We start from the raw sequence: 16,500 nt of genomic DNA, 5'->3' as shown, positions 1-16,500 counted from the left end.
TACCGCCAAGAATTAGGGATTCAAACCCTTTTGTTGTGTGCGCGCGGCACAATTTCAGTTTTCGCCGGACGCCTTGGCTGTTTCGCTGTAAATCAGTAAAGGTTTTGCGCCGTTCGTGATCGAATTTTCATCGATAACGACCTTCACGACATTCTGCTGATTCGGCAGTTCATACATAACATCCAACAAGGCGTGTTCAAGAATCGAACGCAAACCGCGCGCACCGGTTTTGCGCGCCAATGCTTTACGGGCAATAGCATGCAAAGCGGCCGGGCGAATTTCCAATTCGGCCCCTTCCATTTCAAGCAACTTGGAATACTGTTTGATCAAGGCATTCTTCGGCTCGATCAAAATCTGGATCAGTGCCTCTTCCGTCAGCTCGCTCAAGGCGGCAACGACCGGCAAACGGCCCACCAGCTCGGGAATCAGACCGAACTTGATCAAGTCTTCCGGTTCAGCTTCAAGCAGCACGTCGCTGCTATCGCGCTGCACCTGGCTCTTGACGTTGGCCGAGAAGCCGATGCCGCTCTTTTCGGAGCGGTTCTGGATGATCTTGACCAGGCCGTCAAACGCGCCGCCGCAGATGAACATGATGTTGGTCGTGTCGATCTGGACGAAGTCCTGGTTCGGGTGCTTGCGCCCGCCCTGCGGCGGCACCGATGCCATGGTGCCTTCGATCAGTTTGAGCAGCGCTTGCTGCACGCCTTCGCCGGAGACGTCGCGCGTGATCGAGGGATTATCCGACTTGCGCGAAATTTTATCGATCTCATCGATGTAAACAATGCCGCGCTGGGCCTTGTCGACTTCGTAATTGCAGCTTTGCAGCAGCTTCTGGATAATGTTTTCGACGTCTTCGCCCACATAACCGGCTTCGGTCAGCGTGGTGGCGTCAGCGATGACGAACGGGACGTTGAGCATACGCGCCAGCGTTTGCGCCAGCAGCGTCTTGCCCGAGCCGGTAGGACCGACCAGCAAGATGTTGCTCTTGGCCAGTTCGACGTCATCTTTCTTGCCGAGGTGCTTCAAGCGCTTGTAATGGTTGTACACCGCCACCGACAGGATGCGCTTGGCCTTTTGCTGGCCGATTACATACTGGTCGAGCAGTTCCTTGATTTCATTGGGCGTTGGCAGGTCCGACTTGGCGCCGGCGACCGATTCCACGTTCGAGGTTTCGTCGCGGATGATGTCGTTGCACAGGTCGATGCACTCGTCGCAGATGAACACGGACGGTCCCGCGATGAGTTTCTTCACCTCGTGCTGGCTCTTGCCGCAGAACGAGCAGTAAAGGAGTTTTTCGCCGCTGGAGGATTTTTTGTCAGACATGGGCAGGTTTCTATTGGATTGCGATGAAAATAAGACTAAGACGGGCGTCAGAGCGATGGGCTGTGAATTGCCATGCTACCCGAAATAAAAAGCAAACGCCCGAACGTTGTCGCGCCCGGGCGTTTTTTCAGCAACACTTTGTTGAATGCATCAAGCGCGGCTGGTCAGTACTTTGTCGATCAGGCCATATTCGGCCGCTTCGTCGCCGGACATGAAGCGGTCGCGATCGGTATCCTTGTGGATCTGCTCCATCGTCTTGCCGGTGCGCTCAGCCAGGATCTGGTTGAGACGCTCGCGCAGGTACAGGATTTCCTTGGCCTGAATTTCAATGTCGGAAGCTTGCCCTTGCGAGCCGCCCGACGGCTGGTGAATCATGATGCGCGAGTTCGGCAGCGAGAAACGCTTGCCCTTGGTGCCCGCTGCAAGCAGGAAAGCACCCATGGACGCGGCCAGGCCCGTACATAACGTAGACACATCAGGTTTGATGAAGTTCATCGTATCAAAGATCGCCAGGCCGGCCGAAACCGATCCGCCGGGCGAGTTGATGTAGAGCGAAATGTCCTTGTCGGGATTTTCGCTCTCGAGGAACAGCAGCTGGGCCACGATCAGGTTGGCCATCTGGTCGTTGACCGGGCCGACCATGAAAATCACGCGCTCCTTGAGCAGGCGCGAATAAATGTCATAGGCGCGCTCGCCACGACCACTCTGCTCCACCACCATCGGCACGAGGCCGAGAGCGTGGGTATCCAATGCCGGATTATGGTTCATTGCTGTCATTTCCTTTAGTAAGGGCTGGCCCGGGCATGTACCGGGGCTTAAGCTTGTGCCTGGCTTCCCATCAATTCGTCGAAAGCCACATCTTTGGTGGTGACTTTCGAACGGCTGAGCACATAGTTGACGACGTTTTCTTCTAATACAAGGGCTTCGACTTCTGACAGGCGGCGACGATCGCTGTAGTAGTACTTGAGCACTTCGCGCGGGTCTTCGTAACTTTGCGCGAAATCTTCGATTTGCGCCTTGACCTGCTCGGCGGTAGCCTGCAGCTTGTTGTCTGCAACCAACTGCGACAAGATCAGGCCCAGGCGCACGCGGCGCTCGGCCTTGGCGGCGAATAATTCTTGCGGGAATGGCATGTTTTTCACCTCCATGCCGCGCTGCGCCATGTCCTGGCGGGTCATTTCGGCCAGACGCTCGGCGTCCTGGGCGATCATCGCCTTCGGCACTTCCATGTCGACGACAGCCACGAGCGCGTCCATGACGGCTTCCTTGTTGCGCGCCTTGACGCGGCCGGCGACTTCGCGCTCAAGGTTGACCTTGATATCCGCGCGCATCTTTTCCAGGTCGCCGTCTTCCATGCCCAACGTTTTTGCAAATTCTGCATCGACTGCCGGCAGGTGCGCCCACTCGAGCTGCTTCAGGGTGATGGTGAAGTCGGCAGTTTTGCCGGCCACGTCCTTGCCATGGTAGTCCTCAGGAAAAGCCAGCGGGAACGTCTTGCTCTCGCCAACTTTAAGGCCGATGGTGGCCGCTTCGAATTCCGGCAGCATGCGCCCTTCGCCCAGCACGAATGCATAGTCTTCCGCTTTGCCGCCCGGGAATTCAACGCCGTCGATGACGCCGGTAAAGTCAACCGTGACGCGGTCGGCAGCAGCTGCGATCGGCTCGCCGCCGTCGCCGTGTTCGCCAGCCACGCCCTTGGGGTGGTAGTGAACGCGCTGCTTGCGCAGGATGTCGATGGTTTTTTCGATTTCGGCTTCGGAAACGTCGGCCTTGACGGTTTCGATCTCGACGCTCGAGAGGTCGGAGATGACGACGTCCGGATAGACTTCGAAGGTGGCGTCAAAGGAGAGCACGCCTTCAGGACTGTCTTCCTTTGGTACGATATTTGGGTAGCCGGCCACGCGCAACTGATTGGTGTTGGCAGCTTCGCTGAAAGCGCGGCCAACCTTGTCGTTCAGGACGTCGGACTCGATCTGGTAGCCGTACTGCGCGGCGACCATCTTCAGAGGAACTTTACCTGGACGAAATCCCGGCGCTTTGGCCGTTTTGGCCTGTTGTTTCAGGCGCTTTTCGACTTCCGTACGGACGTCAGTCAGCGGAAAAGAGATCGTCAAGCGACGTTCGAGTTTACCCAGGGTTTCGACTGCAGTTGCCATTGTAAAAATCGTCCAAAAAAAAATGAATTAAATTCGTGGTGCGAGGAGGGGGACTCGAACCCCCACACCATTGCTGGCGTCAGGACCTAAACCTGGTGCGTCTACCAATTTCGCCATCCTCGCGGGATCGCAGCTTGCACTGCCTGTGTCCGTCATGAAAACACAAAGGGCGCCCGATGATGAGACCGGCCGCCCTGCACTGCCTTTGTTAGGGGCTACAACATCAACCCGGTATTTTACTGGATTTTCTGACCATATAGGGATTTTTCCAAACCGTCCCGAAACACCGCGAAACACCGGGGTCAGACCACTTTTTCCTTACAACCAGGGTCAGACCACTTTTGCCACCTTGCGATTTACATCTGGAACAAGTGGTCTGACCCTGGTTTTCAAGCAAAAGTGGTCTGACCCCGGCTGCCTTCTGCGTTCAGGTCATGAACACGGAGTTCTGGTCGAGCGCCGAGATGCCCGGCAGCGGTTTCTTGACCCGGAACCAGGCGGCGTACAGCGCCGGCAAGAACAGCAGCGTGAGCGCCGTTGCCACCACTAGCCCGCCCATGATCGCCACCGCCATCGGCCCCCAGAAAACCGATCGCGACAGCGGAATCATCGCCAGCGCGGCAGCTGCCGCCGTCAGGATGATCGGCCGGCAGCGCCGCACCGCCGCCTCGATCACGGCATGCCACGGCGGCGTGCCGTTGGCAATATCGGCTTCGATCTGGTCGACCAGAATCACCGAGTTACGGATGATCATGCCAAACAGCGCGATCACGCCCAGGTTGGCGACAAAACCGAACGGGCGCCCCAACATTAACAGCGCCATCGCCGCGCCCGCAATGCCCAGCGGCCCGGTCAGAAACACCATCAACGCGCGCGAAAAACTGTGAAGCTGCAGCATCAGCAACGTGAACACGATGAACAGCACCAGCGGCACATTGGCGGCAATCGACGCTTCGGCCGCCTTGCTGTCCGCTTCGGCGCCTTCCAGGTTGATGGTGTAGCCGTTGGGCAGCGTCTTGCGCAAGGCGCTCAAGGCGTCGCTCACCTGCGCCGACACGGTTGGCCCCTGGATGCCGTCGATCACGTCGCACTGCGCGGTAATGGCCCACTCGCGCCCTTCGCGCCACACCACGCCCGGCTCCCACACAAAGTGCGCGCGCGCGATCTGCGAGATGGTCACCGACTTGCCCGACGCGGTAGGAATGTTGGTGTCGTTGAGCACCGAGATGGTGTCGCGCTCCTCGAGCGGCTGGCGCACCACGATGTCGATCAGCCGGTTCTCTTCGCGGAACTGGCCGATCGTGGTGCCCGACAAAATCGTGTTCGCCGCGCGCATCACCGTTTGCGACGTCACGCCCAAAGCGCGCAACTTGTCCTGGTCCAGGTCAAGCCGCAGCACTTTGACCGACTCGTTCCAGTTGTCGTTCACGCCGGCCGTGTTTTTATTTGCGCGCATGATTTCCTTGACCTTGTCGGCCAATTCGCGCGTGGTGGCAATCTCCGGCCCCGAGACGCGAAACTGCACCGGATACGGCACCGGCGGCCCGTTCGGCAGCAGCTTGACGCGCCCGCGCACGTCGGGAAAATCGTTCTTGAAGACGTCAACGATGCTCAAGCGCAGCTGTTCGCGGCTCTTCACATCCTTGGCCAGCACCACGATTTGCGACACGTTCGACTGCGGAAAAATCTGGTCCAGCGGCAGATAAAAGCGCGGACTGCCATTGCCCACATAGCTGGTCACGCTTTCCACGTTTGGCTGCTTTTGCATGTACGCTTCGAATTTTTTTGCCTGCGCTTCGTTGGCCTTGAACGTGGTCCCTTCGGGCATCCACATCTCGACCATCAGCTCAGGCCTGCTCGAATCGGGGAAGAACTGTTTCTCGATGAAAGTAAAGCCAAACACGCCGAGAAAAAACACCGCCAGGCTGAGGGCAATGGTCGTCTTGCGCCACTCCACGCACCAGGTGACGACATTGCGAAAGCGCTGAAAACCCGGCGTGTCGAACATGTCGTGCCCCGCTTCGCCGCCGGCGTGCGGCTTGACCTTCAATATCAAAAAGCCGATGTAGGGCGTGAAGTACACCGCCACCAACCAGGAGATGATCAAGGCCAGCGCGTTCACCGAAAACATCGAGAACGTATATTCGCCGGCGGCCGACTTGGCCAGCCCGATCGGCAAAAAGCCGGCCGCCGTGATCAGGGTCCCGGTCAGCATCGGCATGGCGGTGGAGGTGTAGGCAAAAGTGGCCGCGTCAAAGCGCGACATGCCCTCCTCCATTTTGCGCACCATCATTTCAACGGCAATGATGGCGTCGTCGACCAGCAGGCCGAGCGCAATGATCAGCGCGCCGAGCGAAATTTTATGCAGGTCGATATCGAACAGGCGCATGAACAAAAACGTAATGGCCAGCACCAGCGGAATGGTCAGCGCCACCACCAGGCCGGGGCGCATGTCGAGCCGCAGCGGCTTGGTGTGCAGTCCGAGCGCGACGAAGCTCACAATGAGCACAATGGCGATCGCCTCGATGAGCGTGTGGATAAATTCGCTGACCGAGGCGGTGACGGCGCGCGGCTGGTCCGACACGCGGGCAAGTTCGATCCCGACCGGCAGCTTGGCTTTGATTGCCGCCACCGTCTTGTCCAGCTCCTTGCCCAGCACGATGATATTGCCGCCCTTTTCCATCGACACGCCAAGGCCGATGACTTCCTTGCCGTTAAAGCGCATCTTGTCGATCGGCGGATCCTGGTACTCGCGCTTGATGGTGGCAAAGTCGCCCAGCCGGATCGTGGTCTGCCCTGCCCTGAGCTCCAGGTTTTCCAGGTCTTTTACCGTCATCAAGGCGCCCGTCACGCGCACCTGCAGGTCGTCGGTGGGCGTGACCAGCACGCCGCTCGACTCCACCGTGTTCTGGGTGGCGATCTGGTTGGCGATGACTTCAAAGGGCACGCCCAGCTGCGCGAATTTTTTATGCGAGAACTCGATGTTGATCTTCTCGTCCTGTACGCCAAACTGCTCCACTTTGGACACCAGCGGCACGCGCAGCAGTTGCTGGCGCACGAAGTCGGCGTACTGCTTCATCTCGGCGTAGGTAAAGCCGTCGCCCGAAATGGCGAAGATGGAGCCGAAGGTGTCGCCAAATTCGTCATTGAAAAACGGCCCGATCACGCCCGGGGGCAGCGTGGGCCGGATATCGCCCATTTTCTTGCGCACCTGGTACCACGAGGTGGCCGTTTCCTTGGGCGGCGTCGACTCGCGCAGCTGCACCAGGATGATGGTTTCGCCCGGCTTGGAGTAGCTCCTGATCTTGTCGATGTAAGGCGTCTCCTGCAGCTTTTTTTCGAGCTTGTCGGTCACCTGTTCGGCCATCTGCACGGCGGTGGCACCCGGCCAGATGGCGCGCACGACCATGATGCGGAAGGTAAACGGCGGATCTTCATCCTGCCCCAGGTTCATGTAGCTGATGATGCCGCCCAGCAGCAGCGCGGCCATCAGGTAGCGCGTCAGTGCGATGTGTTCGAGGGCCCAGCGCGACAGATTGAAGCCGCCCTTCATTGCGCGATCCCGCCCGACGCCGGCTGTTCGGCCGCCAAAATCTTGACCTTTTGCCCCGCCTTGAGCAGGTTCACGCCCGCCGTCACCACCGTCTGGCCAGCCGTGACGCCGCCCACCAGGACCACTTCATTGCCGGCGGTGCCGCCGATCTGCACCGGCACCAGCTTGACGGCGCCGTTTTCGACCAGCCACACCGAGGTCGTCGCCTTTTCATGGAACAGGGCCGTAAGCGGCACGCGGATCATGGGCGCCGCCGTGCTCGAGGCAAACTGCACCAGCGCCGTCATGCCCAGCTTGACGTCCAGCGCGCTGTCGGGAATCGCCACCTTAACCGCATACGTGCGCGTCGCGGCATCGGCCACGGGCGAGACTTCGCGCACCTTGCCGGGAATGACGACGTTGGGGTTGGCCCACAGGCGAACGGTGACGTCTTGCACCTGGCGCAGCGTATCGACTTTGTCTTCCGGCAGGCCGATGACGATTTCCTTGTCGCCCGCCTTGGCCACCCGCACCACTGGCGTGCCGGGCAACACCACCGAGCCGACGTCGGCGTCGACGGCGGTGACCACGCCGTCGATGTCGGCCACCAGCGTGGCATAGCCGGCCTGGTTGGACTGGCCAAAATAGCCGGCCTGCGCGGCGTCCACATTGGCCTGGGCCGCCTTCCATGCCGACAGCTTCTGGTCCAGCACCGCCCCGCTGACGAAATTTTTGATGCGCAGTTCCTGGTAGCGTTTCAGTTCGGCCTTGGCCAGGTCGCGCGATGTTTCCGCCGCCGTCAGCGTGGCCTTGGACTGGGCCTGCGACAAGCGCAAATCCTGCGGATCGAGCTGCATGAGTATCTGGCCGCGCTTGACCACGGTGCCGGGGTCCACTTTGCGGGCGGTGATCTTGCCGGGCACGCGAAACGCCAGGCGCGATTCGACCCGGGAGCGCACTTCACCGGCAAATTCGGCATTGATGCCGACATTGCTGGAGGTCAGCACGAGCACCCGCACCGGGCGGATATCTTCCACCTTTGCCGCTTCCTTGGCACAGCCGCCAAGCAAAAGAAGGTGGAGGAGGAGCAGGTTTTTTAGGGCAAGCACTGGTTTTCCTTTACTATGCGTGGGGCTTGGGCAACCCGGCGCCGGGACGAAATGCATGATGCTACTACTCGTACGGCAACTACAGCTAACTGACTTTTCGGTTATTAATTACAATAGTACAAACATTGCTCGCAAGCGTCCTTAGATTCTCATGCCCGTCGATCATTACGAAAATTTCCCGGTAGCTTCTGTATTGCTGCCCAAGCGGCTGGTGCCGGCCGTCGAAGCCATCTATGCCTTTGCCCGCAGCGCCGACGATATCGCCGACGAGGGCGACGCCCTGCCCAATGAGCGCCTGGCCGCGCTGGGTGCCTATGAAGCGGCGCTGGCCTCGATCGGCCGCGGCGAGCAGCAGCCAGAACCCATGTTTGCGCGCCTGGCCGGCGTCATTGCCCAGTACGGCTTGCCGCTGCAACCGTTTAACGATTTGCTGTCGGCCTTCAAGCAGGATGTGGGCACCACCAGCTACGCCACGTTCGCGCTGTTGCTCGACTATTGCCGCCGCTCGGCCAACCCGGTCGGCCTGTTGATGCTGCATCTGTATGGGGCGGCGACGCCGGGCAACGTGGCCGAGTCCGACGCCATTTGCTCGGCCCTGCAGTTGATCAATTTTTTGCAGGATGTGGCGATTGACCGCGAGAAGCAGCGCATTTACGTCCCCTTGGACGACATGCAGCGCTTCGGCGTGACTGCCGCCCAGCTCGACCCGGGCAACGCCGATGCCAGGTTCCAGGCCATGATGTTTTTCGAGGTAACGCGCGCGCGCGCGCTGATGCTTGCAGGCGCGCCGCTGGCCAAGCGCCTGCCCGGGCGCATTGGCTGGGAACTGCGGCTGGTGGTCCAGGGCGGGCTGCGCATACTGCAGGCGATCGAAGCGGTGCAGTTCGACGTATTTCGGCGCCGCCCCAAGCTCAAGGCGCGCGACTGGATCGTGATTATGTGGCGCGCCTTGTGGATGTGAATGGACACGCGAATCTGGCATCTGATTGCGCCATGTGAACCAAAAACCAACACCGCGCGCCCTCGCATGGGTCGCGGCGCTATAGAATAGCGGCTTCGCCCTGCCCACTATTGCATTTCTGACCATGTCCCCCGACGAATACTGCCAACAAAAAACCGTCCAGAGCGGCTCCAGTTTCTACTACAGTTTCCTGTTCCTGCCGCCCGAGCGCAGGCGCGCGATCACGGCCATGTACGCCTTTTGCCGCGAAGTGGACGATACGGTGGACGAGTGCACCGACCAATCCATTGCCCGCATCAAGCTGGCCTGGTGGCGCACGGAAGTGTCAACCATGTACATGGGCACCCCCACGCACCCGGTGATGCTGGCCCTGCAGCCGCACCTGGCGCTCTACAATCTGCAGGAAAAGCACTTGCAGGCGATCATCGACGGCATGGAAATGGACCTGGACCAGACCCGCTACCTTGATTTCCCCGCCATGCAGCGCTATTGCTGGCACGTGGCCAGCGTGGTGGGCATTTTGTCGGCCAGCATTTTTGGCGTGACCAATCCCAAGACGCTGGAATACGCCGAAAAGCTGGGCCTGGCTTTCCAGCTCACCAACATCATCCGCGACGTGGGGGAAGACGCGCGCAAGGGCCGCATTTACCTGCCGGTCAACGAGCTGCAGCAGTTCGGCGTGACGGCGGCCGACTTGCTCAACGCGCGCCACAGCGACAAGTTCGAAGCGCTGATGCGCTTCCAGGTCGAGCGCGCAAAAAAGGTCTACGACGAAGCGTTCGCACTGCTGCCGCAGGCCGACCGGCGCGCCCAGCGTCCGGGCTTGATGATGGCCGCCATCTACCGCACGGTGCTCGACGAAATCGAGCGCGACAACTACCGCGTGCTCACGCAGCGCATCTCGCTCACGCCGATCCGCAAACTGTGGCTCGCGTGGAAAACCTATATTCGTGGCTGACAGCGTGAAAACGGCAGCCGTGATCGGCGGTGGCTGGGCCGGCTGCAGCGCGGCGGTGGAGCTGGCCCGCGCCGGCTACAAGGTCACCCTGTTCGAGGCCGCGCGCACGCTGGGCGGGCGCGCGCGCGCGGTCGAAGCGAATGGACTGACGCTCGACAACGGCCAGCACATTTTGCTGGGCGCGTACACTGAAACGCTGCGCCTGCTGCGCCTGGTGGACATCGATCCGGCCAGCGCGCTGCTCAATGTGCCGCTGCAGATGCGCTATCCGCCGGCCGGCCAGGGCATGGATTTCATCGCGCCGCGCCTGATCGCGCCGCTGCACCTGGCCGTGGCGCTGCTGCGCGCCAAGGGGCTCACGCGCGCCGACAAGATGTCGCTGGCGCGCTTTTCAACCACGGCGCGCTGGATGGACTGGCGCCTGCACGTTGATTGCAGCGTGAGCGAACTGCTGGAGCGTTTCGACCAGACCGACCGCTTGATCGCACTGATGTGGCGTCCGCTGTGCCTGGCGGCGCTGAACACGCCGCCCGAGCGCGCGTCGGCGCAGGTGTTTCTCAACGTGCTGCGCGACAGCCTGGGCGCGCGCCGCGCCGCCTCCGACATGCTGTTGCCGCGCACCGACCTGTCGGCGCTGTTCCCGACCGCCGCCGCCGCTTACATTATCGCGCGCGGGGGCATGGTGCGCACCGGCGCCAAGGTCGGCGCGCTGTCGCCAATAGCGCAGAGCGACGGCCGCTGGCAGGTGGAAGCGACCGGCAATCAAGTGGACGGCAACTGGAGCGTGCAGGTGGACGCGGCAGTGCTGGCCGGCGGCGCGCCGTCAAGCGCCGTACTACTGGCCAAACTTGGCAAACAAGAACTGGCGACGGCACTGATGGCCTTCGAGTACGAACCGATCACCACCTGCTACCTGCAATACGGCCTTGGCACGCGGCTGGACCTGCCCTTTTACGCCTTGCTCGATGACCCGGCGAGCGGGCGCTGGGGACAGTTCGTGTTCGACCGCGGCCAGCTCGAATTGGCCCAGCCAGGCCTGCTGTCGGTGGTGGTCAGCGCCTCATCCCAGGCCGGCGCGCTCGAGCGGCACGCCTTGAGCGGCGCCATTGCCGAACAATTGGCGCACGCGTTTGCACGCCCGGAACTGGCCACGCCGGCCTGGAGCCAGGTGATCACCGAAAAGCGCGCCACCTTTGCCTGCACGCCCGGCTTGCAACGGCCCGCCATTGACGTTGGCTTGCCAGGCCTGGCGCTGGCCGGGGACTACACCGCGAGCGACTATCCGGCCACGCTGGAGTCGGCCGTGCGCAGTGGCGTGGGCGCCGCCCGCCTGGTGCGGACACGCTGAAAGGCGCGTCCCTTCCCCTGATGCGCCACGGCGCCGTCGCGCTATCCGGTCGTCTGCCCCCTGAAAGACGCAGACTGTCGCATGCACATGGCCAAGAGCGTGCCCTTTTCGTACAGTCGCACCATCGATACTGATACCTGAAGACGGGATTGCAAAATGGACATCACTCTGGGATTGCGCGCCTTGACCCTGCTCGCGTTTGTCGCAGCAGCGACCGCCGTGATTGTTCTTACCCCACTGAGCCACTGAGCCATTGAGCCATTGAGCCATTGAGCCATTTCTGAACGCACGCAACCGAGAAGCACATCATGGGCAAAATTGACTACCTGGACGCGCTCAAGCGCGCCATGACCGGCCTGGCGCCGGCAACGCAGGCCCAAACGCTCGCCTTTTACGAGCAGCGCTTTGTGGACGGCGCGTTGGCCGGGCGCAGCGAGGCCGACCTGACCACCGAACTGGGCGACCCGAAAAAAATCGCCATGACGCTGCGCGCCAGCGTGCACATGCAAGCTTTTGAAACGCGCAAGAACCCGGCCAACTTCGTGCGGATGGGCTTTGCCGCGATCGGCCTGTTGATCTTCAACCTGGTGATGGTGGTGCCGGCCGTGGTCTATGCGGCCGTGCTGGCATCGCTGTACGCGCTTGGCCTGGCGTTGTATCTATACGGCGTGGTGATCACGGCCAGCGGCCTGTCCGGCGCTACTGAAGTCAAGCTCGACGGCCCGTTCAAGAGCATGGTGATCCATGACGACGACAACAATGACGAGCGGCGCGACGGCGAACGCCAGACCAAGGTCGCCATCAGCGGCGGCAACATCCAAATTTACACGGAACCGGTAGCCGGCGCGCTCAACAAGGCCACCGCGGACGCCGCCGACGCCGAAGTGGACGACAGCGAAGGCAAGCAAACCATCCGCGCGCTGCGCCGGGCCGAACAGGTCGCCACCATCGGCGTCAAGTTCAATACCGAAATGGATGAGGCTTCGCGCACCACCCAAACCTTTTTTGGCTTTGGCCTGGTGCTGGGCGGAATCCTGATGCTGCTGCTATGCCTGATGGTCACCCGCTATACCTTCATCGCCGCCTGGCGCTACATCGAAATGAATTTCTCCCTGCTCAAGGGAAACTGAGGAAACCATGCGCACCTTACTCAAGATCGGTTCGGGACTGCTGCTGCTGGCCTTTGTGCTGATCGGCCTGACCTTTTCCATGCTGCGCGTGCAAGGCGTGAATACCCGTGGCCAGAGCGAAGGGCGGGAACTGGCCAGCGAAACGCGCACGGTCCCTGCCACGGTGACGGAAATTAACGTCAGCGGCGCGGTTGACTTGACGCTGCGCCAGGGCGCGGTGCCGGCGCTGACGGTGCGCGGCGAGCAGCGCCTGCTCGGCAACGTGGATACCATGGCCGATGGCAACGCGCTGCAGATCGCCGTCAAGGGCATGCTGCTGCACAAGCGCCTGCCGCTGCAAGTCATTCTGGTGCTGCCGACCATTGATACGGTGCGCATCAAGGGCAGCGGCGAGAGCACCATCAATGGTTTTAGCGGGGAGCGCCTCGACGTTGTCTTAGACGGCTCGGGCCTGGTCAAGTTCAACGGCCGCTTCAAGGAAGTCCATGCGCAGGTGCGCGGCAGCGGCGACATGGAAGTCAATGGCGGCGCCAGCGACACGGTGGATGTGGCGCTGTCCGGGTCCGGAAAAATGACGGTTGTCGGTTCGTGCAAGCAATTCAAGGCCAGCCAGACCGGCTCGGGCACGCTCGACGCAGAGCATCTTGCGGCCGACGCTGCAACAATCGAACTGCACGGTTCTGGCAGCGCGTCGGTTCAGGCGTTCAAGAGTGCAGAAGTGACCGTGCGCGGCAGCGGCGACGTCAGCGTGCTGGGCAATCCTGGCGAGCGCGTTGTCAGCCGCACCGGCTCGGGCGACGTCACGTTCAAATAAGGCCGCGTGCGGCCAGCCAGGCCAGCGCGCCCTGCCCTGCGGCGCGCCCGCTGGCAAAGCAGGCGGTGAGCAGGTAGCCGCCGGTCGGCGCTTCCCAGTCGATCATTTCGCCGGCGACGAACACGCCGGGGATGGCGCGCAGCATGCCGCTGGCGCCATCGATCCCTTTGAACATCACGCCGCCCGCGCTGCTGATCGCTTCGTCGAGCGGGCGCGTTTCGGTGAGCACGACCGGCAGCATTTTCAGCGCTTCGGCCAGGCGGTCGGTGTCGGCGAATTCGGTCGCCGACAGGCATTCGCGCAGCAAGCCCGACTTGACGCCCTTGATGCCCAGCCGGCTTTGCAGGTGGCTCGCCATCGAGCGCGCGCCACGCGGCCGCGTGACTTCGGCATGCACGCGCGCGGCGCTGAAGTCCGGGACCAGATCCAAATAGATGGTGGCGCTGCCGGCGGCGGCGATCTGCTCGCGCAGCGCGGCCGACAGCGCGTAAATCAGGCTGCCTTCAACGCCGGTGGCGGTAATGATGAACTGGCCCTGGCGGCGCACCTGCGCGCCATGTGCGTCGGTGGAAGTGATGGCCACCGTGGTCAAGGGCGCGCCCGCATGGCGGCTGCTGAAATGCGCGCTCCAGCCGGTGTCGAAGCCGCAATTGGACGGCATCAAGGGCGCCACCGGCACCGCGCGCTGTTGCAGCAGCGGCACCCACGCACCGTCCGAGCCCAGCCTTGCCCAGCTGCCTCCGCCCAGCGCCAGCACCAGCGCGTCGGCCTGCACCCGCAGCTCGCCGGTGGGCGTGGCAAAGCGCAGCGTTTCCTGATCCCAGCCCAGCCAGCGATGCCGCATGTGCAGCTGCACGCCGCCCTCGCGCAGCCGGTGCAGCCAGGCGCGCAGCAGCGGCGCCGCTTTCATGTCGGTCGGGAACACGCGGCCCGAGGTGCCGATGAAAGTGTCGAACCCGAGTTGGTGGATCCAGCCGCGCACGGCAGCAGCGTCGAACGCTTGCAGCCAGGGCGCGACCTGTGCGTGGCGCGCGCCGTAGCGCTGCACGAACGCGGGATACGGTTCGGCATGGGTGATGTTCATGCCGCCCTTGCCGGCCAGCAGGAATTTGCGGCCCACCGAGGGCATCGCGTCATACAGGTCGACCTGCAAGCCGCCCTGGCTGAGGACTTCGGCGGCCATCAGGCCTGCGGGGCCGCCGCCAATGACGGCAACGCGCGGTGGAGAGGAAGACTTGGCAGGCATGGCATGGCTCGAATAACAAGGTGAGCATTGTAGTCCAGAATACTGTCACAAAAAATATGTAAAGCTTACTTGACACCGCTTGCGAAGCTGCCTACTATGTAAAGCATACTTTACAACAAGGAGCAACATGATGCACGAGAAAACGGTAAGCCGCGCCTACCTTATGGAGATGGCGGCCGGCTTTGCGGTGTATGGGATCATTCTGGTGGGAACGATCAAGTTCGGACGCCCGATGGCCGAGGGACCGCTGCGCACGGTCGTTTTGATGCTCCCCATGCTCGGCTTTCTGGGCGTGGTATGGGCGATCGGGCGCCATCTGATGCGGGTCGATGAGTACATTCGCAAGTTCACGCTGGAAAACATCGCCATCGCGGCAGCGGTAACCGCGGCCGCCACCTTTACCTACGGTTTTCTGGAGACCGCCGGCTACGAAAAGCTGTCGATGTTCACCGTATGGTGCGTGATGGGCGGAACCTGGTGGGGCTCGACTGTCGTTCGCGCCTTTATGAACCGATGAACAACACCATCCGAACACTGCGGGCAGAGCTGGGCTGGAGCCAGGCCCATCTCGCCGACCTGCTGAGCGTGTCGCGCCAGACGGTGAACGCCATCGAAACCGGGCGTTACGACCCCAGCTTGCCACTCGCGTTTGCCATTTCCAGACTTTTTTCCCGGCCCATCGAGGCTATTTTTACACCTGACCAGGAGGCTTCATGATTGCCCGTCTTATTCTTGCCGCAGCACTGTGCGCCAGTGTTCCCGCATTTGCCGCCGAAACCAACCGCTACGCCGCGACGGCGGTGCCGGTGGAACGCTTCGAGGTCGGCGCCACGCTAGTCGAACGGCACGGCAACAAAGGCACGCCGCTGATCCTCATTCCGGGCCTGGCCAGCGGACCCTGGGCGTTCCAGGACACGATCGGCCAGTTCAGCAAGGAGCACGTGATCTATGTGCTGACATTGCCCGGTTTTGATGGCCGGGCGGCGGTTGACGGCAAGGGCATGGCGGCGGCGCAGGAATCGGTGCGCGCGCTGATCGAAACGCGCAAGCTCAAGCTGCCGGTGCTGATCGGGCACAGCCTGGGCGCGACCATGTCGCTGGCGCTGGCCGCGGCGCACCCCGACCTGGTGCGGGGCGTGGTGGCGATCGATGGTTTGCCGGTGTTGCCGGGAACTGAAAATTGGCCGCCGGAACAGCGCACCCAAATGGTCGCGATGCTCAACAGTCCCAAGCCGGCGCCAACGGCGCTAGCGTTTGCGGCCCAGCAGCAGCAATACATGCGCGGCACCGGCACGCTGGACATGGCGCGCGCCGACGAACTGGCCAAGCTGAGCGGCAAGAGCGACCCGGCAGCCGTCATGCGCTACATGGCTGACGGCGTGGCGATCGACTTGCGCAGCGCGCTGCCGGCCATCAAGGTGCCGGTCCTGGTGATTGCGCCGTATTCGCCGGTTGACGCGGGGCAGCAGCCGCTGGATGAAGCGGGCAAGGCGGCGTATTACACCTCGCTGATGCAGGGCACGCCACATGCGACGGTCAAGATAGTGTCGCCGGCACGGCATTTTGCGATGTTCGACCAGCCGCAGGCGGTGGGTGAGGCGATTGCGGCGTATTTGAAGGCGCTGCCGCAGTGAGTTGATACCTGCGCATCGCGCCCCGGACGGACGGGCTGATCTGGCACGACATTCGTGATCGGCACCGTTGCGAAAGGAAGGACGGTGCAGCAGTCCTGCATCGTTCACACGAAGTTTCATGCTCGCATGAAACTATACCTGCAAACAGCTCGCCCCCACATCGTTGTTCTCTTTTGCGCGTTCGCAGCCTTCGCGATTTCTGTCGGGCCGACCGATCTCAACGCGCTTTACGACACCCTCGTTCGCGAGGACGATGTGGTCAAGCGTTCTCAAACACAGGGTCTGGCGC

The 16,500-nt window shown here is 61.9% G+C and carries 14 protein-coding genes and 1 tRNA gene; 8 read left to right on the top strand and 7 right to left on the bottom strand.

All coding sequences use genetic code 11. From position 1 onward, the window contains the following. Positions 1–54 precede the first annotated feature (54 nt). From clpX to ACP7D4_RS18795, 6 genes are all read right to left on the bottom strand, one after another. Positions 55–1,323: an ATP-dependent Clp protease ATP-binding subunit ClpX gene (gene clpX, locus ACP7D4_RS18820; RefSeq protein WP_426106978.1), complete on the bottom strand. Its 1,269-nt coding sequence runs from the start codon at positions 1,321–1,323 to the stop codon at positions 55–57. Between the two features lie 150 nt (positions 1,324–1,473). Further along, the gene (gene clpP / locus ACP7D4_RS18815) at positions 1,474–2,091 is read right to left on the bottom strand and encodes an ATP-dependent Clp endopeptidase proteolytic subunit ClpP (protein WP_426106977.1); all 618 of its coding nucleotides are present in this window, start codon (positions 2,089–2,091) and stop codon (positions 1,474–1,476) included. A 47-nt stretch (positions 2,092–2,138) separates the two neighbouring features. Then, the gene (gene tig / locus ACP7D4_RS18810; RefSeq protein WP_426210681.1) at positions 2,139–3,479 is read right to left on the bottom strand and encodes a trigger factor; all 1,341 of its coding nucleotides are present in this window, start codon (positions 3,477–3,479) and stop codon (positions 2,139–2,141) included. Positions 3,480–3,515: 36 nt separating this feature from the next. After that, positions 3,516–3,602, bottom strand: a tRNA-Leu gene (locus ACP7D4_RS18805). Between the two features lie 304 nt (positions 3,603–3,906). Continuing rightward, entirely contained in the window at positions 3,907–7,032 is a 3,126-nt protein-coding gene (locus ACP7D4_RS18800; protein ID WP_426210679.1) for an efflux RND transporter permease subunit, read from the bottom strand. Continuing rightward, on the bottom strand, positions 7,029–8,120 hold the full coding sequence (locus tag ACP7D4_RS18795; RefSeq protein ID WP_426106973.1) for an efflux RND transporter periplasmic adaptor subunit: 1,092 nt from the start codon (positions 8,118–8,120) through the stop codon (positions 7,029–7,031). Before ACP7D4_RS18795 ends, ACP7D4_RS18800 begins: the two co-directional genes overlap by 4 nt. A 151-nt stretch (positions 8,121–8,271) precedes the next feature. On the opposite strand from ACP7D4_RS18795, the gene hpnC reads away from it, so the two are divergent. The 5 genes from hpnC (at position 8,272) to ACP7D4_RS18770 (ending at position 13,331) form a co-directional block, all read left to right on the top strand. After that, positions 8,272–9,081, top strand: coding sequence for a squalene synthase HpnC (hpnC, locus tag ACP7D4_RS18790; protein ID WP_426210677.1), 810 nt, complete (start codon positions 8,272–8,274; stop codon positions 9,079–9,081). 124 nt (positions 9,082–9,205) lie between these two features. Beyond that, positions 9,206–10,039, top strand: coding sequence for a presqualene diphosphate synthase HpnD (hpnD, locus tag ACP7D4_RS18785; RefSeq protein WP_426106969.1), 834 nt, complete (start codon positions 9,206–9,208; stop codon positions 10,037–10,039). A gap of 4 nt (positions 10,040–10,043) precedes the next feature. Next, positions 10,044–11,387: a hydroxysqualene dehydroxylase HpnE gene (hpnE, locus tag ACP7D4_RS18780; protein ID WP_426210675.1), complete on the top strand. Its 1,344-nt coding sequence runs from the start codon at positions 10,044–10,046 to the stop codon at positions 11,385–11,387. 308 nt (positions 11,388–11,695) lie between these two features. Beyond that, a complete protein-coding gene (locus ACP7D4_RS18775; protein WP_426210673.1) occupies positions 11,696–12,517 on the top strand; it encodes a DUF1700 domain-containing protein in 822 nt (273 codons plus the stop codon). 7 nt (positions 12,518–12,524) lie between these two features. Then, a complete protein-coding gene (locus ACP7D4_RS18770) occupies positions 12,525–13,331 on the top strand; it encodes a GIN domain-containing protein (RefSeq protein ID WP_426210671.1) in 807 nt (268 codons plus the stop codon). Here ACP7D4_RS18770 and ACP7D4_RS18765 read toward each other — a convergent pair. Further along, entirely contained in the window at positions 13,324–14,577 is a 1,254-nt protein-coding gene (locus ACP7D4_RS18765; protein WP_426210670.1) for a TIGR03862 family flavoprotein, read from the bottom strand. The two genes, ACP7D4_RS18770 and ACP7D4_RS18765, sit on opposite strands and share 8 nt — an antisense overlap. A gap of 130 nt (positions 14,578–14,707) precedes the next feature. On the opposite strand from ACP7D4_RS18765, the gene ACP7D4_RS18760 reads away from it, so the two are divergent. From ACP7D4_RS18760 to ACP7D4_RS18750, 3 genes are read left to right on the top strand one after another with little or no spacing between them, the layout of a single operon-like run. Continuing rightward, on the top strand, positions 14,708–15,094 hold the full coding sequence (locus ACP7D4_RS18760; protein WP_426210668.1) for a hypothetical protein: 387 nt from the start codon (positions 14,708–14,710) through the stop codon (positions 15,092–15,094). After that, positions 15,091–15,294 carry a helix-turn-helix transcriptional regulator gene (locus ACP7D4_RS18755; RefSeq protein ID WP_426106958.1) on the top strand — a complete coding sequence of 68 codons (204 nt, stop codon included), beginning with the start codon at positions 15,091–15,093 and terminating at the stop codon, positions 15,292–15,294. Before ACP7D4_RS18760 ends, ACP7D4_RS18755 begins: the two co-directional genes overlap by 4 nt. Next, positions 15,291–16,211: an alpha/beta fold hydrolase gene (locus ACP7D4_RS18750; RefSeq protein WP_426210667.1), complete on the top strand. Its 921-nt coding sequence runs from the start codon at positions 15,291–15,293 to the stop codon at positions 16,209–16,211. The genes ACP7D4_RS18755 and ACP7D4_RS18750 overlap by 4 nt, the downstream gene beginning before the upstream one ends. The last annotated feature ends 289 nt before the right edge of the window (positions 16,212–16,500 follow it).

Source organism: Massilia sp. TWP1-3-3 (genome assembly GCF_049897805.1).
In the GTDB taxonomy this organism is placed as follows: domain Bacteria; phylum Pseudomonadota; class Gammaproteobacteria; order Burkholderiales; family Burkholderiaceae_D; genus Telluria_A.
The sequence above is the reverse complement of the archived record's forward strand: the minus strand, read 5'-3'. Positions and strand labels throughout refer to the sequence as shown.